The sequence below is a fragment of the Bifidobacterium sp. LH_491 genome (assembly GCF_056356495.1).
The window spans coordinates 986,107-1,008,752 of the sequence record NZ_JBKEUI010000001.1; the positions used below are offsets into that span (position 1 = coordinate 986,107).

The window sequence follows — 22,646 nt, forward strand, 5'->3', positions numbered from 1 at the left end:
GCCATTGCCTCCACGAAAACAGCCAAGTCACAGGCGCTACACCCCGTAGGACTACGCTCCGTAGAACAGCCGCTCCATGACATCACGGCAGCGGCGCATGGCCGACAGCACGTCATTGTCGAAGCGCTGTCCCTGGTTGGCGCCATATCCTACGGTGACGGCCACGCCACCAAGCGAATACATGTCATCCGGCACGATGTCGGCCTGTGCCACGCGACCGGTCCACAGATAGATGCCATTGCGAGCCGCCGTGCACAGTCGCCAAGCATGCCGCAACACCTGTGCGTCTCGCGGCGCGATCAGCCCCAGCTCCTCCTCGGCCCGCAACGCCGCCATGGTATCGGTGACGCGCAATGCCTCATGGGCGTGCGCATGCTGCAGCTGAATGAGCTGCACCGTCCATTCGACGTCCGACAGTCCGCCGCGCCCCAGTTTGACATGACGGTCACGCTTGACGCCCCGCGGCAGCCGTTCGGCTTCCATACGGGCTTTCAGCGTTCTGATCTCCCCCAATGCGGCGGCACTCAACGCCTCACCCGGATACCGCCACGGATCGATAATCTGCGTAATCACCGCCTGCGCTAGCGCCATGTCGCCCGCCGCCGCCCGCGCCCGCAGCATGGCCTGTCGCTCCCAGGTGCTCGCCCAAGAACGGTAATACTCACGGCACGATGCCAAGGAACGCACCATCGGACCATGCTTGCCTTCGGGACGCAGATCCATATCCAATTCCAACTTGGGCTCCAACGTGGTCGGCCCCTGCAGGATGGCACGTAGGTCGTCCACCACCTGCTTGGCGAAACGTTGCGCGGCATGGTCGCGATCGGCATCGCCGTCGGCACCATCCCCGGCATACGCCGCGTCCGGTTCGGCGACGGTAGGTTGATACACCACCATCATGTCGGCATCCGAACAAAAGTTCATCTCACGTCCGCCATAGCGGCCCAAGGCAATGGCGGCGATGTCAGCGGGAGCCACGGCCAGGCCCTGCTCGTCCATACGATATTGGACAGCCCAATGCAACACCGCATCCACCATCGCGTCGGTCAGATCGGTCATGCCAGCCAGGCATGTATCGTCATCGCTGACGGCATTGATCCACCCCAAGCCGATACGTTCGATCTCACGACGGCGCAACATACGAATCGACGTGGCGAAATCCTGCATGCTCCGCCGATTGCGCTCCAAGGCAGCCTGGCAATGCACATCCAAACTCTCGCGCGAACGCGGCCGCAACAGCGCGTCATCGCCCAGCCAGGTCACCGATTCGACCGAACGGTTCAGCGCATCGCCCAAACAGCGCGAATTCGACAGCACATGGCACAGCCGTTGCGCCGCCGACGGCGAATCGCGCAGGAAACCCAAATATTCGCTTTCCGTGCCGAACCGCTCCTCCAGCGTGCGCCAATGCAGCAATCCCATATCCGGGTTCTGCCCCTGAGCCAGCCACTGCAGCACGGCAGGCAACATAATGCGATTGATTTTCGCCGCCCGCGAGACTCCGGCGGTCAATGCCTCCACATGGCGCATGGCCGCGTCCGGATCGGCAAAACCGATGGCGGCGAACCGCTCCTTGGCGGCCTGCTCGGTCAACGCCACCTGGTCGTCGTCCAGGCGGGCGCTGATCGGCAGCATCGGACGATAGTAAATATCCAAATGCAGATGTCGAATCTCACGTCTGGTGGCATCGAAGCGTTCCACCAACGCCTCCGGCATCATACCGAACACACGGGCCAGGCGACGTATCGGCTGACTGCGGTTCAGCTCATCGACGCTCACCTCCCGAGGCCTGTCCAATCCGCCGCCGCAGGCACCCACTTCGGGAAACAGATGCGTGCGCTGCATCATCCACAGTTGCTGACGATGTTCCAACACCCGCTCAAACCGGTAATCCTGCGAGAGTTTCGCCGCTTGCGTGCGGGACACATACCCGCCGTCGCGCAGCGCGTCCAACGCCTCCAACGTGCCGCGGCACCGCAGGCTGGCATCCGTACGGCCGTGCACCAGCTGCAGCATTTGCACGGTAAACTCCACGTCGCGCAAACCACCGCGCCCCAACTTGATGTCCCGATCCTTGAGATGCTGCGGTATCAGCTCCTCCACACGCTGGCGCATACGCCGACAGTCCTGCACGAAATTCTCGCGCTTGGAAGCGGACCATACCAACGGTTCGAGCATGGCTACATACGCTTCGCCCAAAGCCATGTCACCTGCCGCGGGACGGGCCTTGAGCAATGCCTGGAACTCCCAGCTTTGCGCCCACTGCTCGTAATATCCCAAATGCGAGGCCAGCCGACGCACCAACGGACCGTCCTTGCCTTCGGGTCTCAGTCCACCGTCAATCTGCCATAACGGCGGTTCCGCGCAGCCCGTGATCGGCGATTGGCATACCTTCTGCAGCATGGTCGCCATCCGCGTTCCCACACGAACCGGCACCGAGGCATCCACCCGTTCGTCGGCCGGCTCGACCACATAGATCAGATCGACGTCGGATACGTAGTTGATTTCCCGGGCGCCCAACTTCCCCATACCCATGACGGCGAAACGCACCTGTGCGCTTGACGCCACCTCGCGTCGGGCGATCGCCAGCGCTCCTTCCAACGCGGCGTCCACCGCATCCGAAAGCCACCGGCTGATACGCGGCTCGATGTCAATGGGGTCATCGGCGTTGACATCGACCATGGCAATGGCGCCGACCTGTTCGCGATACGCGGCCCGCAACGCGCTGGCGGCCTGGGCCAACGGCAGCCCCGCAACGGGAACGGCCGACTCCGGGCTGGCGCCGATGCGTTCGAGTATCATGCGACGCCGCTGCGCGCGGGTAAGCGCGGCAACCTCGTCCGGCTCGCCCGCACATGCCGCAATCAGCGCCGGATGGGTGCGCATGGTCCGCCCCAAGGTTTCGCTTGCGCCCAACACCCGAATGACACGGGCGAAAGAGCCACCGGTCACGCACCACCGCCGCAGGCCCTGCTCCTGGTTATCACATGTCTGCGCGATGTCCACCACATGCCCCAATGCCATATCCGGATCATAAGCATGCGACAAAGCGTCCAATAATTGGCGCAGCCGGTCATCATCCAATCCGAGCCGATACAACTGGTCCAGCCGTTCCCGGGCCGCGTCCATATCCTGCAAACCAGCCCGTATCAACGTCATGGCGCTGGGAACATACTGCCGCGGCAAGCCCGCGCCCTGCATGTGTACTCCAGATTCATGATCCATCGCGCCCATACCACCAATCTACACGCACGTCCCGCACAGCGGCCGCAACCCCGCATGCATCATGCCTCAGCGCCGCCATACTCCTCGCGCACGCGCCTTGCAGCGGCCACCATATGTTCCAGGCTCGGCCACGCCTCTTCGGGCGCACGCGTCTTCAACCCGCAATCAGGATTCACCCATACCCGCTCGACGCCCAGCGCGGCCACCATCCGCTCGATACGCGCGGCGATCTCCTCCACGCCGGGAATACGCGGCGAATGAATGTCGTACACGCCCGGCCCCACCGCAGCGCGCACCTGCGCGTTCGCCACGCTCTGCACCACCAGCGAGTCACCTCGGGTGCTTTCCAGCGAAATGACATCGACATCCATGGCATCAATCACGGCCATAATATCGTCGAACTGCCCGTAGCACATATGCGTATGAATCTGCGTATCGTCGCGCACACCCGCATAACTGGCCCGGAACGCCCGCACGGTCCAGGCCATGTACGCCTCACGATCCTCAACACGTAGCGGCAGCTGCTCGCGCAATCCGGCTTCATCGATTTGGATGATGGCGATGCCGGCCTCCTGTAAATCAAGCACCTCGCGTCGAATCGCCCGTGCCAACTGCATGGCTTGCCGTTCACGCGGTATGTCTTCGCGAGGCCACGACCAATTCAGCATTGTCACCGGTCCCGTCAGCATGCCCTTGACCGGACGGTTCGTCAATTGCTGCGCATACGTGATCCACGGCACACTAAACGCATGGGGACGCGCGATGTCCGACCAGATGATCGGCGGCTTGACGCACCGCGTGCCATACGACTGCACCCAAGCATGATCGGTGCCGACAAACCCATCCAACTGACCTGCCTGGTAGTCCACCATATCGTTGCGCTCAAATTCCCCATGGACGAGCACATCCAAACCGATGCGCTCCTGATGGGCAATCGCCTCGGCAATGCGTTCGCGCACGGCCGATACATAGGCGTCATCATCAACCAGCCCGGCCCGCCAATCGGCCCTGGTCTGACGCACCTGCGCCGTTTGCGGCAACGAACCGATGGTGGTGGTCGGCAAAGGCGGCAAGCCCAGACGACGCTGTTGTGCCGCGCGGCGCACACGGCGGTCGGCGCGACGCGGGACGTCATCATCCGCCGTACAGGATGCGCCGAGCCCCGAAACGGCCCCACCCCCGCCAACATCATGCGGCAGGCCGTCATCCGCATGTGCCCGCACCGCTTGATGCAGGAGACGATTGCGTCCCAGCGCGGCGTCGCAGTGACGCTCATGCGGCGGACACGACGCCAATCGAGCCACGTCGGTTAATTCCGTGAGCTTTTCCTCGGCGAACGCCAGCCTGGAGCGACGCCGCTCATCCATGCCGGTTTCCTGGGACACGGCATACGGCACATGCAGCAATGAGCACGAGGTCCCCACGGCCACCTGTTCGCACCGGCTTGCCAGCTCATCGAGTATGCGCAGGCTGCGCGCATAGTCATTGCGCCACACATTGCGCCCATTGACCACACCGGCGACCACCACCATACCATCCGGCACGCCATAGCGGCGCAATGCCTGCAGATTGGCGGATTCGCCGTCCACCATATCCAGCGCCAACCCATCACAGCCAAGCAACCGAATCGTATCGTAGCTATCCGCGATATGGCCGAAATATGTGTTGAGCATCACGCGGCATGATTGTGCGCGCGCCGCTAGCACCGACGTATAGAGGGCATCCAACAAGGACCGCTCCTGCGCGGTCACGCCCTCGCTCAGGCTTGGCTCGTCCAGCCGCACCCACGTCGCCCCGGCCTGGGCCAATCGTGTGATCAGCTCGCCGTATGCGGCGCATATGTCATGAATCATTCCGGTGTCCGGACGTACGGGCCGGCTTTGCATATCACACGACAGGCGCAGGAACGTGTACGGGCCGATCAGCGTCGGCACCGTGGCCACCCCCAAGCGGCTCGCTTCGGCAAACGCCTCGAGCGCGCTGGTATCGGCCAGTCCGATCTGCGTGGCGGCGTCCATATGCGGCACCACATAGTGGTAATTGGTGGTGAACCATTTCTTCATCGGCAATGCCGGCACGTCGCCACGGCTGCCCTGATAGCCGCGCGCCATGGCGAACATGGTGTCCATCCGGTCGGGCAGCGCCAGCCGCGCGTAGCGTTGCGGCACTACGTTGAGCATCATGGCCATGTCAAGCATGCGGTCATACCAGCTCCATTCGCCGCTGGCGATCATATCGATGCCGGCATCGGCCTGCAGCCGCCACTGTCTGCGCCGGATATCAGCGGCGCATGCGTCCAGCGTCTCCCGGGACACCGAACCCTGCCAATAGCCTTCCAACGCAAATTTCAACTCACGATGCGCGCCAATGGACGCGAAACCCGACACGGCAGTCAGCATGCGATCTCCTCGACCTTCACCAATTGTGTCCACCACTATGCCCCGCAGCGAAGGTGGGGCGTGACACACTACGGCGTCACTCAAAATCCTTAACCGTCATCACCGCCAGCAATTCGGCGCTGTGCAACGGCCATGAACCAAACGGGGTATGGGAGCCGAACACCACCACCGAGGCGGTGGACAATCCCAGATTCAACAAATCCAACAGCGCGGGGTCGGATGACGCCGAAGCAAGCCACTGGCAGCTGATGGACATCGTCGGCTCATGCCCCAACACCATGAGTACGCGCGTCTTGTCCTTGGTGTGCGCCAACTCGTCCAGCACCGCCTGCATACCGCCGTCATACAGGCTTTGCCGATAGTCCACCTTGGGGCCGTCTCCGAATACCTTGAGCATACGCTCCAGGGTTTGCATGGCGCGGTCGGCTCCCGAACAGGCGATGCGATCGGGTAGCAACTTTGCCTCGATCAGTCCCTTGGCGACTTTCTTCGCCTGTTTGCGGCCCTTGTCGGTAATCGGCCGGGTACGATCGCCCTGCTCGGTGAACGGTTCCGCCTTGGCGTGCCGCATCATCAGCAGCACATGCTCGTATTCGGCGGCACGTTTGGCCAATGCTTTCGTTCGTGAGGCCATGGCGCTCTCCCCTCCGCTTCCATACGACACAGCGTCGTATATAAGTTATTCTTGCAAACCCGGCTCGTCGGCACACCCAAGTTGCGCTACCTGCGTATCCAGATCCCGCAGCACCTTACGCAGCTTGCGATCGGAAATATCACGCAATTCAAGTTCCTCCATGCGCTCGGCGCGTTCCTGCTCGCTCAACGCATCGACATCGGTCACCGTATCCTTCGTGGCGCGCTCACGCTTACGCAAGGCCTCGAATCCTTCGGCCATGGCACGGGACACCACCAGGAAGCCAGTATGGCCGATCATCTGGTGATCGGGGCGCACGGCCAGTCCCTGCACCTTCCACGAACGCTCCAACGTCTCCTGGATCTGCGGTTCAGTCCAACCGTCCGACTCGCGCAATGCCTCGGCCAAGCGGCTCAGCTGCGTGGTCGTGGTCACATAGGCAATAAGCACACCACCAGGCGCAATCACCCGACGCGCCCGTTCCAAACGATTCCACGGATCGAGCATATCGAGCACAATGCGGTCGAAGCTGTGCTCCGGCAACGTGGCCGCCACGGAATCAAAGTCACCGACGCGTACATCCCACCACTGCGGCTGGCTGCCGTAATACAGCGTGGCATTGGCCTGCGCCACACGGGCGAAATCCGCGCGCAGCTCGATGGTGGTCAACGTACCGCCCGATCCCACGGCATCCAACAGGTTCAGACTCATCGCACCCGAGCCTGCGCCCGATTCCAGGACACGCATATCGCTGCGAATATCGCCCAACTGGATGACCTGCGCAATATCCTTCGGATACATGATCTGTGCGCCACGCGGCATGGACAGCACATAATCGGCCAGACGCGGCCGCATCACCACGTACTGCCATCCGCCAATGGCCCGCGCGGCCTTCCAAGGCTTGCCCGCATCGCGTTCGGGGTGCTCGGCATTCACCTGCAGCTCACGCTTGGCGTGAATGGTGGTGACCACACTGCCCGGCTGCATACCGATCACCATGTCATGAGCGATCAGCCCATGTTCCGTTTGCGTCGTGCCGCCGACCGTCAGCTGATCGGTGATTTTCTTGCCCTTGCGATCGGTGAACTGCACCTTCTCGCCCGCTTGCAATACGCCTCGTATCGGCATGACGCTCCTTCGTGATTCAGACGCCGCATGGCGCCGGTAGTGTGCGGACACCCCATGAAGAGACATCCGACGACGTGTGCTGTATATGAGCATACATGGCACACATCGTCAATGCGCTCTGCGCATGTTCACCGTCTATGTCGGACGACGCCGATCATGCGGATTGGCCACGGCATCTACCGGCGCAACGCATCCTCATACACCGCGATGGTTTGCCGGGCGATGGAACGCCAGCTGAACAGATCGCGGGCGCGAGCCAACCCCGCCTCACCCATGGCGCGGGCCTTCGCCGGATCGGCCATCACCTGGTTGATCGCATGCGCCATGTCATGCACGAACGTATCGGGATCGGTAGGCGTGCCCGTACCGTCGTGCAGCTGATCCACCGGCACCAGGTATCCGGTCACTCCGTCGTCCACCACCTCGGGAATACCTCCGGTGGCCGACGCCACCACCGGCAGCCCGCAGGCCATGGCCTCAAGATTGACGATGCCCAACGGCTCGTAGATACTCGGGCAGATAAAGGCATGGCAGCCATGCTCCAACGCATTGAGCTCATGCTTGGGCAGCATTTCCTCAATCCAAATGATATTGCCGCGCTCCTCGTCCAGCGCGGCGAACGCCTGACGCACTTCGGCGGCAATCTGCGGCGTATCCGGCGCACCGGCGCACAACACCACCTGAATGTTCTTATCCACAAAATGCAACGCCTGCAGCAAATACGGCAAGCCCTTCTGCCGTGTGATACGGCCGACAAACAGCAACGTCGGCTTGCTGCGGTCAATATGATAGCGTTCGAACACGCCCCAGCCAGGGTCGGCATCATCCGGCGTGGCAAAATCCTCCAAGGCAATGCCGTTATGCACGACAGCCACCTTATCAGGATCCACCTTGGGATACGCGGCAAGGATATCCTGCTTCATTCCCGCGGACACGGCGATGATGCGGTCGACATGCTCATACGCATCACGCTCCGCCCACGAACTCAACTCGTAACCACCGCCCAACTGTTCGCGCTTCCACGGACGGAACGGCTCAAGGCTATGCGCCGTCACCACCAGCGGAATATCATGCAATTGCTGGGCAAGACGTCCCGCCAAACATGCGTACCACGTGTGTACGTGCGCCACATCACCGTCGACATCGTTGGCCATGCGCAAATCCACGCCAAACGTACGCAACGCGGGATTCGCCGCGGCCAGTTCAGCCGGCTCGTCATATCCCACCACCTGCAGGCCTCCCTGCGCCGACGGCGACAATACGGGAATATCCGACGCCGCACGCGGGCCATCGAAGGCCCTGACCGTCACCGCAATACGCTCCGCCAATACTTTCGACAACTCCTCGGCATGCACGCCGGCGCCACCGTACACATGCGGCGGAAATTCACGGGTGAGGATATCGACTTTCATAGGCTTCTCCTTACGCGCATGCCCATCCGGGCAACGAACCTAGCTCCAGTATAGAAAATCGGCGGGTGACACGCTGGCCACCCGCCGATATGTTTCGTCAATACTGCGAGACCGCCACCACTATACGGCGGTACCGTGCGCATCCAGATTCGGATTGTGCCGTGCATCACCGGAGACAACAAACAGACTCAGCACGCCCACGGCAAACACCACGGCAGCCGTGATGATCAGCCACAACGGCTTGCTCGGCAACCACATCAGGGTCAGGAATGCCACCGCAGCCAGCACAATCAGCGTCCAGCTGACCACGCGGAACCATTGGCGAATCGAATGCGGGGTCTTCAGCGCCTTGGGATTGCGCAGATTGGGATCATGCTCACGGGTTACGGCGGGCTTGTCGCCGCCGCTGGGCTTCCATTCGCCGTTGGCATGCTCCACCAATCGACGGGACTTCTCCTGCAGGGCATACTCATCGAGCATTCCCGAGCGTCCCCGCCCGTTGGTCTGATCGTACTGCTGGGGAATGCCACGGCGCTGGGCACGTTCCTGCGCACGGCGCTCCGCACGATTCGGCATGGTCACGTCCTCCTTGAATGATTCATGTGTTGCTGTTGCCACTTTAGCGCACACTGCCCACGATTGCGTCCACGGCACGCGTGTGTGCGCCGTCAACATACCGGATATTGCCGGCATCCATAGTGTTATTCGGCGCTGGTAAGCAGCCGCGTCACCATGGCGTCGTTGAGCAGTCGACCGCGCAAGGTCGGCACCGCGCGGCCATCCGTCAAGGTAATCAATCCCTCGTCAGCCAACTCACGCCATACGTGACCGTCGACCAATCCCAAGCATCGGCTGGTATCAAAGCCTTCTCGCAAGCGAAGTCCCAGCATCAGCGTTTCTTCCAAACGCTCCTGTTCGCCGATGGTTTCGCTATCCGCCCATGGCACACGCCCTTCGGACAACGCCACCCCCCACAGTCTAGGATGCTTGACATCCCATGAGCGCACTTCTTGCGGGTTGCCTTGCTCGTCGAGTACCCGCGCGTAATGGCTGTGCGCACCCGGTCCGATACCCGCCCAATCGCCATTGCGCCAATACCCCAGATTATGCCGGCTTTCCTCGCCGGGAACCGCCCAATTGGAAATCTCATACCAATCAAGCCCTTGCTCGGCAAACATGGCATCGGCGATTTCATACTTCGTCGCCTCGTCGTCGTCATCGGGCTTGGGCAAGGTTCCCGCCGCGATACGCCGTCCCATCAAGGTGCCCGGCTCAACGCTTAGGGCGTACGCGGAGATATGACGCACCCCGAGTTCCAAGGCCGCATTCAGTGATGTTCGCCAATCGTCGAGGCTTTCCCCTGGCGTGCCATAAATCAGGTCGACGCTGCATCGAAGCCCTGCGGCCTGCGCCGCGGCCACTCCTGCGGTGACATTGGCCGGTGTATGCGTGCGATCCAGAGTGCGCAGCACATGCGGCACAGCCGATTGCATACCGAAGGACACGCGGGTGAATCCTCCCTGTGCCAACGCATCGACATAGGCGTCATCAACCGTGTCGGGATTGGCCTCCGTGGTGATTTCCGCCCCTGGTTGCAATCCCCACAACGATTCGATATGCGCCACGATCGCAGTCAAATCAACGGCCGACAGCACCGTCGGCGTGCCTCCTCCGAAAAACACCGTGGCAACAGGCGGCTCCTGCACGCCATGCGCCAACTGCCAAGCGTGCACCGCCTGCAATTCCTCGATTACCTTGTTCGCGTAGTTGCCCCTACTGGCGCCACCGCCCATGTCCATCGCGGTATAGGTATTGAAGTCACAGTATCCGCACCGCTTCAGGCAAAACGGCACATGTACGTACACCCCAAAGGTCATCTTCTCCTGCTTCCCTGCCCGCAAGTCCACTCCAGCCTAGGTCTCGTCACGCGGGGGCACCGCCGGCAAAAGGCGACGTCCCCGCATCGGCTTGATTACGCTTCGGCTTGACTAACGCGTCTGACCACTCAGCCTTCGGTTTTCTGCGCAGCGCGGATTTTATCCTTAGTGTCCCGGTCATTGCCGGTTTCGCCCGTCGCCAGCGCCGCCACAAACGCTTCCTGCGGCACTTCGACATGGCCGAGCATCTTCATGCGCTTCTTGCCGGCCTTCTGCTTTTCCAACAGCTTACGTTTACGGGTGATGTCACCGCCGTAACACTTGGCCAGCACGTCCTTGCGCAACGCACGAATGGTTTCGCGGGCAATGATACGACTGCCGATCGCCGCCTGAATGGGAATCTCGAACTGCTGACGAGGAATGAGCTCACGCAGTTTCTTGGTCATCATCACACCGTAGCTATAAGCTTTGTCGCGGTGCACGATGGCACTGAACGCATCCACCTTCTCGCCTTGAATCAGAATATCCACTTTGACCAAATCGGCACTTTGATCGCCATCCTCATGGTAATCCAGCGATGCGTAACCCTTGGTACGGCTTTTAAGCTGGTCGAAAAAGTCAAAGACAATCTCGGCCAGTGGTATGCGATAGTGCATCTCCACACGGTCGGCACTCAGATATTCCATAGTGCCCATCAGACCGCGGTGGTCCTGGCACAAATCCATGACGGCACCGATGAATTCCTTGGGTGTGATGATGTCCGCCGCCACCATCGGTTCGATAATGCGCTTGATTTTGCCTTCCGGGAATTCACTTGGGTTGGTGACCCGATGCACGGTATTGTCCTCGGCGGTGACCTCATACGGCACGTTCGGGGCAGTGGAAATCAGGTCCAGCCCAAATTCGCGGCTCAATCGCTCGGAGACAATTTCCATATGCAGCAAGCCTAGGAAGCCGCAGCGGAAGCCAAAACCCAAGGCCACCGAGGTCTCCGGTTCGTAAATCAGCGCGGCGTCGTTGAGCTTGAGCTTGTCCAGTGCCTCACGCAATTCAGGGTACTGCGCGTTGTCGATGGGGAACAAACCGGCATACACCATGGGCTGTGGATCTCGGTATCCGGACAATGGCTCGCTGGCCCCCTTCGCGGCGGTGGTAATGGTATCGCCCACCTTGGATTGGCTCACATCCTTGGCACCGGTGATCACATAGCCGACCTCGCCCGCGCCCAATGCCTTCGTCGGTGTCATGTCAGGGCTGATCACACCGATTTCAATGGGGTCATGGGTCATGCCGATGCCCATCATGTGCAGCTTTTCACGGCTGCGCAGCTCGCCGTCGACCATACGGATGTAGGTAACGATGCCGCGATAGGAGTCATAGACGGAATCGAAAATCAAGGCACGCGCCGCGGCATCGGGATCGCCGCTGGGCGCCGGCACGTCCATGACGATTTGGTCAAGCAGGTCGGCGACGCCTTCGCCGGTTTTGCCCGATACCCGCAAGACCTGTGAGGGTTCGCAACCGATCAATCCTGCAATTTCCTCGGCATGCTTGTCCGGCTCGGCGCTGGGCAGATCGATCTTGTTCAGCACGGGAATGATGGTCAGGTCATGGTCCATCGCCATATACAGGTTCGACAGCGTTTGTGCTTCGATGCCCTGCGTGGCGTCCACCAGCAGCACCGCACCTTCGCATGCGGCCAGCGCACGGGACACCTCGTAGGTGAAATCAACATGTCCAGGGGTGTCGATCATGCCCAAGGTGTATTCGGTGCCGTCCACCGTCCACGGCACACGCACGGCCTGCGATTTGATGGTGATGCCGCGTTCCTGCTCGATGTCCATGCGGTCGAGGAAACGGTCATGCATCTCACGCTCGGGCACGACGCCGCTCAACTGCAGAATGCGGTCGGCGACGGTTGACTTGCCATGGTCGATATGCGCGATGATACAGAAGTTGCGAATCAGCGACTGGTCGGTGAACCCCGGCTGATTGTGTGGCATAGACAACGGATTTCCTCCTCATCGGACGTAAGGCCCCACGTATTTGGTCTGTATCCCACCATATCAGGTGCGCGGCCTATGACACAGGAGCCATGCTGCGCTCAGGGATATTTCGCCATGGGCAGCGTTCGGACGACTATGTCCAGCCTGTCGATACGAGTAGTCCCCGCGCACATTGCGGGGTGCGCGGGGACTACGTGAGTTCGCTATGCGTAACTCAGAGCGCGTTGATCGCCACAGCGAGGCCGGACTTGCGGTTCGCGGCCTGGTTCTTGTGGATCACGCCAGCGCTGGCGGCCTTGTCGAGCTTGCGGGCAGCGACTTGGTAGGCGGCTTCAGCGGCGGCCTTATCGCCCGAGGCGATGGCCTTGCGGGTGGCGCGGATAGCGGTCTTCAGAGCCGACTTGACGGCTACGTTGCGCTTGTGCGCCTTCTCATTGGTGAGAACGCGCTTCTTCTGCGACTTAATGTTTGCCACTGTTTCTCCAAACGACGTGTGCGATAAGGACATACAAGCTGAAAGCATACCACGGCGTCAGGATAAGCGGAAAAGCAGGACCTACGAGTGTCGTGAACGCTTGCGCGAGGAACGCGCCGAAGCACTAACCCGGTTCTCCGCCTCACGCAATACATGCCGGGCTTCGCCCGGCAAATAGGTATTATGTCGTTCCATAGCTCCTGGCACCGTCAGATTGTATTTCACCGACAGCAGCCGCATGGCCACCACCAGCGCCACAATCGCCCAATCCAATATCATTTCCATGCGAAAATCGATAACCGAGGACTGCACGCCTTTGCATACGAACACCGTCAGCACGCATCCGACCGCGGACGGCACCGCATACCAATGGCGGTCGCGAATCGCCATGGGCACCTCGTTGATCAACATGTCACGAATCAAGCCGCCTCCCAAGGCGGTGAACATGCCCAAAAACACCGCCGTCATGCCGGACGTGCCATGGAATATCGCTTTCGCCGTGCCGTTTACCGCGAACAAGGCCAATGCCAACGCATCCAATGTCAGCATCGACCATTTGAGTTTATCGACTTCCGGATGAATCACGGCCACCACCAAGGAGGCCGCCAAGGCGATGCATACGTAAGCGCGGTCGGAGACACCAACCGGCGGCAACGCCCCCAACAGCACGTCGCGGATAATACCGCCCCCCAGAGCGGTCAGCCATGTGGTGATCATGATGGCCACCAAATCATAGCCCTTGCGAATCGCGGCCAATCCCCCCACCATGCCGCAGCAGAACACGGCAATGTACTCGATCACCATGATCAGCATGTTGCTTTCCAACGCAGAACCCATGCCAATCCTTTCCCTCGAGCCTACCGCTTCCGGCTAGCAGTGTACTCGATGGGACGCCCTCGCGCCACACGGCACGCGGGCGTCCCCGCAACATGATTAGCGCACCTTCCACATCCACTCGTGCGGATCGTCTATCTCGCCCATTTGGATGCCCAGCAAGGTTTCACGCAGGCGCAAGGTCAGTTCGCCGGAACCGCCGTCGCCAACCGCCACATCGTAGCCTTCGGACTTGAATCGGCCGATGGGCGTGACGATGGCCGCCGTGCCACAGGCAAACACTTCCGTAACTTCTCCGGAGCGAATGTCGGTAAGCAGGTCATCCATGGCAATCATGGTTTCCACCACATCACGTCCTTCGTCCTGCGCCAACTGGATAAGCGAACGACGTGTTACGCCGGGCAGGATATTGCCGGTAAGCGACGGGGTTTCCAGGTGACCGTCACGGTGCACGGCGAACACATTCATGCCGCCAAGCTCCTCCAAGTAGGTTTTGGTGGCAGCGTCGACGAAGCACACCTGTTCGCATCCGTGCTCGATGCCGCGGTATTCACCCACCAATGACGCCGCATAGTTGCCGCCGCATTTGGCGAATCCGGTGCCGCCGGGCCCGGTGCGAAACCATTGGTCCTCCACCCAAATGCTTACCGGCTTGACGCCACCGGCGAAATAGGGGCCGGACGGCGAGGCAATCACGCAATAGTCGACTTCCTTCGGCGCGCGCACGCCGAGGAACGGTTCGGAGGCGAACATGAACGGGCGCAAATACAGCGTGTATTCGCGCCGGGAAGGCACCCATGCCTCGTCGGCATTGACCAACGCCGCCACCGAGCCGAGAAAATCATCGATGGGCAGTTCCGGCAGATACAGGCGCCTGGCGGAATTCTGGAAACGTTCGGCATTGGCGTCCGGACGGAACAGCCAAATTGAATCGTCGGCGTGCCGATAAGCCTTCAATCCTTCAAAACACTCCTGCGCGTAGTGCAGCACAGCCGCGCCTGGATCCATTTTCAACGGGGCGTACGGCTCGATGCGACGGTCGCTCCACCCCTCGCCTTTGGTCCAGGACATGTGTGCCATGTGATCGGAAAATACCTGTCCGAACGCAGGCTTGTCGATAAGTTCGGCCCGCTTGGCGTCGCAGGTGGGATTCGCATGCGGCAACATGGTAAAGGCCTGCGCCTTCGCGGCGATGGTGGTGGCATCATGATGTGACGGTGCGTTCATAGCTCACTTCTTCTTGACATTGGCGCGGTACAGCGCCACGGCTAACGGAAATACCGTACATCGTACGATATACGTATGCTTATGTAGTTTCTCACAGCGTAGACCATTATGCGACACAATGCCCACTATGCGACACTCCCACCTCCCTGCTATTCGCCGGCATACGGCCCCATGCAACGCCCAACAAGCAAAGAGCCCGCCGACAATGGCGGGCTCCAGCAGGTTGTCCGTACGCTACGCTCACTCAGCGGACTCGACCTCAGTCTCGGCGGCAGCCGGAGCGGAGGAAGCGTCGGCCGGAACGGTAACCGTCACCACGGATTCCTCCGCGTTGGCCACGTCCAGCTCAACACCTTCCGGCAGGGTGATGTCCTTGGCGAACACCTTCGAACCGTCGGTCAGGCCATCGACGTTCACAACGATGCGCTCAGGCAGGTTGGCCACATCGGCACGCACCTTGAGTTCCTGGATGTCGATGAATGCGACGGCAGCGCCCTTCGGCGTGCCTTCGACAAACACCGGCACCTCAACATCGATCTTCTCGCCGGCCTTGACCTCGTAGAAGTCCACGTGCTCCACGATGCGCTTGACGGGGTTGCGCTGCACGTCCTTGACGACCGCCATGTAGGACTTGCCGTCCGCTTCGATCGTGAACAGGGCGTTGTTATGACGCAACGCCAGCGTCGTCTCCTTCATCGGCAGAGCCACGAAAGCCGGTTCGGCGCCGCCCGCGTAGATCGTTGCGGGAATCAGCTTCGCCACGCGCATGCGGCGCGCGACGCCCTTGCCGAACTCGGTACGGGCATTGCCCTGCAAAGTAATGGTAGTAGCCATGAGCAGCTCCTTTCGATAGACGATATTTCCGCCCTGGCGCATCGACGAGCCAGCACGCGAAAGGAACGCACGCATAACAAGCCAAGTCGATAACGGAAGTGCCGAAGCCTTCCCTCGCCAAAGCAACGTCGACCAGTATACCGCACCCCCTGACTTTCCCACGAGGCTTGATTGTTCCGCGAGATTTGGCTTTTCCGCGGGACGCCCGCAACCCACACCCCGGTATAACAACAAAGTGGGCCACACCGATATGGCGCGACCCACCTCTCTATGCGTTCACATCGCAAGCAACCTATGCGATGAGCTCCTTCACTGCGGCGATAACCGCCTGCAGACCGGCCTTGGCGTCACCAAACAGCATCTGCGTGTTGTCCTTGAAATACAATTCGTTTTCGATGCCGGCATAGCCCTTGCCGCGCCCACGCTTCATCACCACCACATGCTGGGCCATGTCCACGTCGAGAATCGGCATGCCGGACACCGCCGTGCCGGGCTTGCGCGCCGCCGGGTTGGTCACATCGTTCGCACCGACCACCAGCGCCACGTTGGCTTGGGGGAACTGCGGGTTGACGTCATCGAGATCAACCAGTTCCTCATACGGCACGTTCGCCTCTGCCAGCAGCACGTTCATGTGCCCGGGCATACGTCCGGCCACCGGATGGATGGCGTACGAAACTTCCACGCCATGGCCCTTGAGCAGCTCGCCCAAATCAGCCAGCTCACGCTGGGCCTGCGCCTGCGCCAAGCCGAAGCCAGGAACGAAGATCACCTTGTCGGCATACACCAACTGGACCGCCACATCATCGGCGGAGGTCTCACGCATGGAACCCTGCGGGCCCTCATCGGCACCCATGGATGCGCCGTCGCCGAATCCACCGACCAGCACCGACATCAGCGGACGGTTCATCGCCTTGGACATAGCGATCGACAGGGTCACGCCCGCCGCGCCCACCAATGCGCCGGCCACAATCAACGCGATGTTGTTGATGGCCAGGCCGCTCATGGCGACGGCCGTACCCGTGCAGGCGTTCAATACCGAAATCACCACCGGCATGTCCGCGCCGCCGATCGGGAACACAAACAGCAAACCGTACACCAGCGCGAACACCGTGGTCAGCACGCTCCACAACAAGGACTGCCTCGGCTGGACGCACAGCATGATCAAGGAAGCAAGCATCAGTACGATGCATACGACATTCCAGCAGTTCTTCGCCGGCAATGCCAACGGCTTGCCCGGCAACACACCCTGCAGTTTGCCCGCCGCGACCAGCGAACCGGAAAAGGTCACCGAACCGATGAGCACGCCCAGTCCAGCGGTAACCAACACCACCAAGCTCGGCAGGCCATCGGCGTTGAGAATGTCGTTCAACGCGACCAACGCCGCCGCGCCGCCGCCCACGGTATTGAACACGGAAACTAGCTGCGGCATGTCGGTCATCTTGACCTTCTTGGCGGACACCACGCCCGCCACGGCACCGATGACGATGCCGAGCACCAGCACAATCACCGCCGTCATATGCGTAAATCCGGCGGCAGCCTCACGGGTGAACAGGACGATGAAGGCCATGACTACAGCGATAATCATGCCGATTGCCGAAATCATATTGCCTCGCCGGGCGGTCTTCGGCGAATTCATCTGATGCAGGCCGACGACGAACAACACCGCGCACAGCAGGTATACGAACCATTCCACCACGCCCAGCGGCGTGGACAACGTTTGCGCCAACGATTCCATCAGCGTCCGCCCTCCTCGTTCTTCGCATCGTTCGCAGGCTTCTCATTTTTCACGGTTTTCTTGTCCGACTTGAACATCTCCAGCATCCGGTCAGTGACCACATAGCCGCCGACCACGTTCATGGTGCCGAGCACCGCGGCAAGGAAAATGAACACCCACGCCAGCGGCGAATCGGCGTGAGCGGCCACGATGACCACGCCCACGATCACGATGCCGTGGATGGAATTGGCTCCCGACATCAGCGGCGTGTGCAATGTAGCCGGCACTTTGCCGATGACTTCGACGCCAATAAGCAGGGCCAAGATGAACAAAGTAATGGCAACGACGATATCCATGATCACTCCTCACTCTTCGTTGCGGCGGCACGTCCGCTTACCACTAAGGCATCGTCCAGTTCGTCCGCGCCATCGACGCATAGCTTGCCATCGCGCACGAAATGCGCCAACGCATCGCCGATATTGCGGCTGAGCAACGCCGACGCGGTGGTGGCCGTGCGGCTTGCCAAATCGGGGGCGCCGATCATGGTTACGCCATTGTCGGTGACCTGCGTGCCGATGACGGAGCCTTCCACGTTGCCGCCCAGCTCACTGGCGGCGCAGTCCACAATCACCGCGCCGCGATGCAGTCCGGCCACGCCGGCAGCGGTCAACAGCATCGGAGGACGACGTCCCGGAACCTTGGCCGTGGTGATGATGACGTCGAATTCACTGGCCTTGGCATCCACAGCGGCCTGCTGACTGGCACGCTCCTGCGCCGTCAATTCGCGGGCATATCCTCCCTCGCCCTGTCCTTGCGAGAAATCGACATCCAGCTCAAGGAACTTCGCGCCCAAGGATTCCACCTCATCGCGGGCAGCCGGTCGCACATCATAGGCCGTGACCACGGCACCCAGACGCTTGGCCGTGCCGATAGCCTGCAATCCGGCGATGCCGGCGCCCAGCACCAACACCTTGGCGGGGCGCACCGTGCCGGCGGCGGTGGTCATCATCGGGAAGAACGCGCCATAGGCCTCGGCCGCCAGCAACGCCGCCTTGTATCCCATCACCGAATTCTGCGAGGTCATCTCGTCCATGGACTGCGCGGCGCTCAATTGCCGCGGCAGCCGTTCCATGGCCACACCTACCACACCGGCGTTATCCAGCGCTCGCACATACTCCTCGTCGGTAAACGATTCGAGCATGCCGATGACCCACTGTCCGGCATGCAGCGATGCCAGTGTCTGCGTCGACGGACGGGACACGAATCCCAGCGCATCGGCCTTGGTCAATACGCTCTGCGCATCGGCAACCTCAGCGCCCGCACGAGCGTAGTCCTCATCGGCATAATGGGCGGACAATCCAGCGCCCCGCTCCACCATGCAGGAGATGCCTTTGGAGCGCAACCGCGAGACCATATCAGGTGTCAGCGCCACACGTAATTCGGCTCCGTCGCTTTCGCGCACCACGCCGAACACAATGGCGGCGGAAGAATCCTGCGCCATACGAACCCCTTTCCTCTCTGAAATGAAACGTTATAGTCACTACGACGCACCAGTGTATCCCCAACACCCCCGAAACATAGGCACGGCATCCCACCGTACGGTCGATGCCCCATTCACGCTAGGCAATATACACCAGCACGACTGGTATCGCTGCGCCTACGGTAGCGTAAGGTGACGCGACCTGCAAGAGCGACTAGTATGCAACATATACAGGCGAGTCAGTAAACCCAAGGAGCAACACGTGTCTATTCTCACGTCATGGAAACATCAAGCCGCCAACCTTACCAAAATGGCGCTGCATCTTCGGGGCGATTTCGCCCATCCCGTCAGTGACGATTCCGACGCGGCTCCAGACTACATCTCCGAAACCGACATCCCGGCCTTGGCGGATCATGCCGGCTTACCGCGCACGGAATTCTGGGGCCCTGACCGTCCTACCACCACGTTCATCGACCCGCACACCGGATTGCTCACCACTTCCACGCAGGGCAATCCGCCGCTGGATGACGGCATGTCCATCTATGACATCTACGCCGATCGCGCGCAGCGTATGGGCGAAGAACCTCTCTACAGCTTCAAGCGCCACGGACAATGGACCATGCGCACCGCCAACGAAACGCTGGCCGACATTCGCGCCACCGCCAAAGGATTGCTCCATTACGGCATCCGCAAAGGCGACGCCATCGCCTTCATGTGCCGCACCAGCTACGAGTGGAACATCATCGACGCCGCGGTTATGGCCTGCGGCGGTGTGCTTGCCACGATTTATGACACTGATTCAAGTGAACAAATTCGCAATATCGTCAACAATTCCGATGCGCGTATGTTGATCGTGGAAACCACGGACATGCGAGACAAGGCCGATGGCGCCATCGAAGAATGCCCGTCGCTGGAGCGCGTAGTCTGCTTGCAGACAGGCGGATTGGAAGCCATTCAGGCCTACGGAACAAGCCTGTCGGACGAAGCGCTCGATGAGCGCATCGAATCCGTGCGTAAAACCGACCTATGCTCCATCGTGTACACATCAGGCTCCACGGCGGCACCCAAGGGCGTGGAGATGACCCATGAGCACTACTGCACCACGGCCATGAACCTGCCCTCATACATGCCCGAACTGCTGCACGAGAAGAACCACACCGTACTGCTGTTCCTACCGCAAGCCCATTCCTTCGCCCGCGCCATCAACTACATCGTGGTAGCCAGCAATCTGCATATCTACATTGCCCAAGGCATCAACTCCCTGCTCGCCGATTTGCAGATGGCCAAGCCCACCGTCATGATCGTCGTGCCGCGTGTGTTGGAAAAGGTATACAATGCCGCCTCGCAAAAAGCCGGACAAGGTCCCAAGGGCATGGTGTTCGCCGCTGCGGTGGTCGCCGCGCAGAATTACATGCGTGAGTTGAGCGACAGCGGCTCGGCCAGCGTCTTGACCAAGGTTCGCCGTGCGGTATTCGACCCAATGGTGTATTCCGCATTGCGCCAGGTACTCGGCGGTCGTGCCAAGTGGATTGTTGCAGGCGGCGCGCCACTGGATCCTGAACTGCTCGCCTTCTTCCGCGGCGCCAACGTCCCCGTATATGAAGGCTATGGTCTGACCGAAACCACCGCACCGTGCGCATTCAACCCGTTGGGGGTGCCCTTCCACCAAGGTTCGGTGGGTATTGCCTTCCCCGGATTCCAGTTGCGCATCGCCCAGGATGAGGAAATTCAAGTCAAGGGCACCGCCGTATTCCCCCGTTATCACAAGAATGCCGAAGCCAGCGAAGACTGTTTCACCGAGGACGGTTGGTATTCCACCGGCGATCTGGGACGGCTGGACGACCATGGCTTCCTGTACATCACCGGACGCAAGAAGGATCTCATCATTACGGCAGGCGGCAAGAACGTTGCTCCCGGCCCGATCGAATCCGTAATCGCCCGCTGCCCGATTGTGGCGCAGGCGTTGGTCTTGGGTGACAAGCGTCCCTTCATTTCCGCCTTGGTCACTCTGGACGAAGAAGCATTGCGCCCTTGGTTGTCCAGCAAGGGACTGAACACCGACATGCCGCTGAAGGAAGCAGCAAACAATGCCGCGGTGCGCGCCGAGATTCAACAATACGTGGACTTAGCGAACGAGGGAGTCTCGCGTGCCGAATCCGTACGCAAATTCATCGTACTGCCGGACGAGTTCACGCAGGACAACGGACTGATGACCGCTTCCATGAAGGTGATTCGTCCCAAGGTCATCAAGCGCTACACCGCACTGCTCAACACGCAGATGTATACCAAGAAACAGTAATGACGGTGTTGGCCGCGTATCGAGACACAGCCAACACATCAGCTGTCGCTGAACGACGGCGGCGGGACTGAGGTGCACCTCAGTCCCGCCGCCGTATATAACGCCGAATATGCCGTTTTAGAATCCCAGACGTTCAAGTTGCTTGGGGTCAGACTGCCACCCTTTGGCCACCTTGACATGCAAGTCCAGCATGGCCTTATGCCCGACAATACGGTTCACCGGTGTGCGCAGTTTCTTCTTCACACGCACTAAATGTTCGGCCTTACGCCCGATGATAATGGGCTTTTGCGAATCGCGCTCCACGTAAATCGACACCATAACCCGCGCCTTGGCCGGCGCGTCGCCCTGTGCATCCCGTTGACCATCACCTTCGGGATATTCTATGCCGTCAACCACCACCGCCAAGGAATGGGGCAATTCGTCATCCAGCTCTTCGAGGAAAGCACCGCGCACCAATTCCGCAATCGTGTCTTCTGGACGCTCTTCACTCACCTGATCGGCCGGATACATCTGCGGCCCTTCCGGCATGGCATCGATCAGCACCGAACGCACCTCGGCAAGGTTGTCGTGCTGCAACGCGCTGACCGGCACAATATCGGTAAAGTCCGCGAATTCATTGATGGCAATCAGCTTGTCAATCAGCTGCTGACGATCCAGCTCGTCGATTTTCGTCACCACCGCGATCAACGGCACACGCCACTGGAACGTGCCGTCATCACGTTTGCTGGCAAATTCGGCGCGCAAACGACTCAAGATACGCTTGTCGCCGGGGCCGATTTCCTGATCGGCAGGCAAGAGAAACGCGATGGCATCCACATCGGAGAGCGACTCGTCCACCACATCGTTGAGCCGCTGGCCCAGCAACGTGCGCGGGCGATGGATACCGGGCGTATCCACCAGCACAATCTGTGCATGGTCGGTGGTCAGAATACCGCGAATCGCCTTACGCGTGGTTTCAGGACGCGACGAAGCAATAGCTATCTGCGTGCCAATCAACGCGTTAATCAGTGTGGACTTGCCGACATTGGGTCGGCCGACCACCGCCACAAAACCGGAACGGTACACCTGCATGTCTTCCCCCATGGGTTGTGCGCTCATCGGT

General features: G+C 60.5%; 17 protein-coding genes. 1 reads left to right on the plus strand and 16 read right to left on the minus strand.

Annotated features, from left to right (window positions below):
* Positions 1-51: 51 nt before the first annotated feature.
* From AC1AWK_RS03710 to AC1AWK_RS03780, 15 genes are all read right to left on the minus strand, one after another.
* Complete coding sequence (locus tag AC1AWK_RS03710) at positions 52-3,225, minus strand: bifunctional [glutamine synthetase] adenylyltransferase/[glutamine synthetase]-adenylyl-L-tyrosine phosphorylase (RefSeq protein ID WP_476569585.1); 3,174 nt, start codon at positions 3,223-3,225, stop codon at positions 52-54.
* 59 nt (positions 3,226-3,284) lie between these two features.
* Positions 3,285-5,624 (minus strand): 5-methyltetrahydropteroyltriglutamate--homocysteine S-methyltransferase, encoded by a 2,340-nt coding sequence (gene metE / locus AC1AWK_RS03715; RefSeq protein ID WP_476568218.1) that lies wholly within the window; start codon positions 5,622-5,624, stop codon positions 3,285-3,287.
* A 76-nt stretch (positions 5,625-5,700) separates the two neighbouring features.
* Positions 5,701-6,258 carry a SixA phosphatase family protein gene (locus AC1AWK_RS03720; protein ID WP_476568219.1) on the minus strand — a complete coding sequence of 186 codons (558 nt, stop codon included), beginning with the start codon at positions 6,256-6,258 and terminating at the stop codon, positions 5,701-5,703.
* Between the two features lie 45 nt (positions 6,259-6,303).
* A complete protein-coding gene (locus AC1AWK_RS03725; protein ID WP_476568221.1) occupies positions 6,304-7,386 on the minus strand; it encodes a tRNA (adenine-N1)-methyltransferase in 1,083 nt (360 codons plus the stop codon).
* A gap of 176 nt (positions 7,387-7,562) precedes the next feature.
* Positions 7,563-8,798: a glycogen synthase gene (gene glgA / locus AC1AWK_RS03730; RefSeq protein ID WP_476568223.1), complete on the minus strand. Its 1,236-nt coding sequence runs from the start codon at positions 8,796-8,798 to the stop codon at positions 7,563-7,565.
* Between the two features lie 120 nt (positions 8,799-8,918).
* On the minus strand, positions 8,919-9,374 hold the full coding sequence (locus AC1AWK_RS03735; RefSeq protein ID WP_476569587.1) for a tripartite tricarboxylate transporter TctB family protein: 456 nt from the start codon (positions 9,372-9,374) through the stop codon (positions 8,919-8,921).
* Positions 9,375-9,499: 125 nt separating this feature from the next.
* The gene (gene hemW, locus AC1AWK_RS03740) at positions 9,500-10,675 is read right to left on the minus strand and encodes a radical SAM family heme chaperone HemW (RefSeq protein ID WP_476568225.1); all 1,176 of its coding nucleotides are present in this window, start codon (positions 10,673-10,675) and stop codon (positions 9,500-9,502) included.
* A gap of 128 nt (positions 10,676-10,803) precedes the next feature.
* Positions 10,804-12,678, minus strand: coding sequence for a translation elongation factor 4 (gene lepA / locus AC1AWK_RS03745; RefSeq protein WP_476568227.1), 1,875 nt, complete (start codon positions 12,676-12,678; stop codon positions 10,804-10,806).
* A gap of 217 nt (positions 12,679-12,895) precedes the next feature.
* On the minus strand, positions 12,896-13,156 hold the full coding sequence (gene rpsT, locus AC1AWK_RS03750; RefSeq protein ID WP_476568229.1) for a 30S ribosomal protein S20: 261 nt from the start codon (positions 13,154-13,156) through the stop codon (positions 12,896-12,898).
* 81 nt (positions 13,157-13,237) lie between these two features.
* The gene (locus AC1AWK_RS03755) at positions 13,238-13,993 is read right to left on the minus strand and encodes a trimeric intracellular cation channel family protein (protein ID WP_476568231.1); all 756 of its coding nucleotides are present in this window, start codon (positions 13,991-13,993) and stop codon (positions 13,238-13,240) included.
* Between the two features lie 96 nt (positions 13,994-14,089).
* On the minus strand, positions 14,090-15,217 hold the full coding sequence (locus AC1AWK_RS03760; protein ID WP_476568233.1) for a branched-chain amino acid aminotransferase: 1,128 nt from the start codon (positions 15,215-15,217) through the stop codon (positions 14,090-14,092).
* 240 nt (positions 15,218-15,457) lie between these two features.
* A complete protein-coding gene (locus AC1AWK_RS03765) occupies positions 15,458-16,051 on the minus strand; it encodes a 50S ribosomal protein L25/general stress protein Ctc (protein ID WP_476568235.1) in 594 nt (197 codons plus the stop codon).
* A gap of 292 nt (positions 16,052-16,343) precedes the next feature.
* Positions 16,344-17,786: an NAD(P)(+) transhydrogenase (Re/Si-specific) subunit beta gene (locus tag AC1AWK_RS03770; protein ID WP_476568237.1), complete on the minus strand. Its 1,443-nt coding sequence runs from the start codon at positions 17,784-17,786 to the stop codon at positions 16,344-16,346.
* Positions 17,786-18,121 (minus strand): NAD(P) transhydrogenase subunit alpha part 2, encoded by a 336-nt coding sequence (locus AC1AWK_RS03775; RefSeq protein ID WP_476568239.1) that lies wholly within the window; start codon positions 18,119-18,121, stop codon positions 17,786-17,788. The genes AC1AWK_RS03770 and AC1AWK_RS03775 overlap by 1 nt, the downstream gene beginning before the upstream one ends.
* A 2-nt stretch (positions 18,122-18,123) precedes the next feature.
* Positions 18,124-19,266: an NAD(P) transhydrogenase subunit alpha gene (locus AC1AWK_RS03780; protein ID WP_476568241.1), complete on the minus strand. Its 1,143-nt coding sequence runs from the start codon at positions 19,264-19,266 to the stop codon at positions 18,124-18,126.
* A 289-nt stretch (positions 19,267-19,555) separates the two neighbouring features.
* Between AC1AWK_RS03780 and AC1AWK_RS03785 the strand changes: the two genes are divergently transcribed.
* Entirely contained in the window at positions 19,556-21,544 is a 1,989-nt protein-coding gene (locus tag AC1AWK_RS03785; protein ID WP_476569589.1) for an AMP-dependent synthetase/ligase, read from the plus strand.
* 117 nt (positions 21,545-21,661) lie between these two features.
* Here the strand turns inward: AC1AWK_RS03785 and era are convergent, their stop codons facing one another.
* Positions 21,662-22,642: a GTPase Era gene (gene era / locus AC1AWK_RS03790; RefSeq protein ID WP_476568242.1), complete on the minus strand. Its 981-nt coding sequence runs from the start codon at positions 22,640-22,642 to the stop codon at positions 21,662-21,664.
* Between the last annotated feature and the right edge of the window lie 4 nt (positions 22,643-22,646).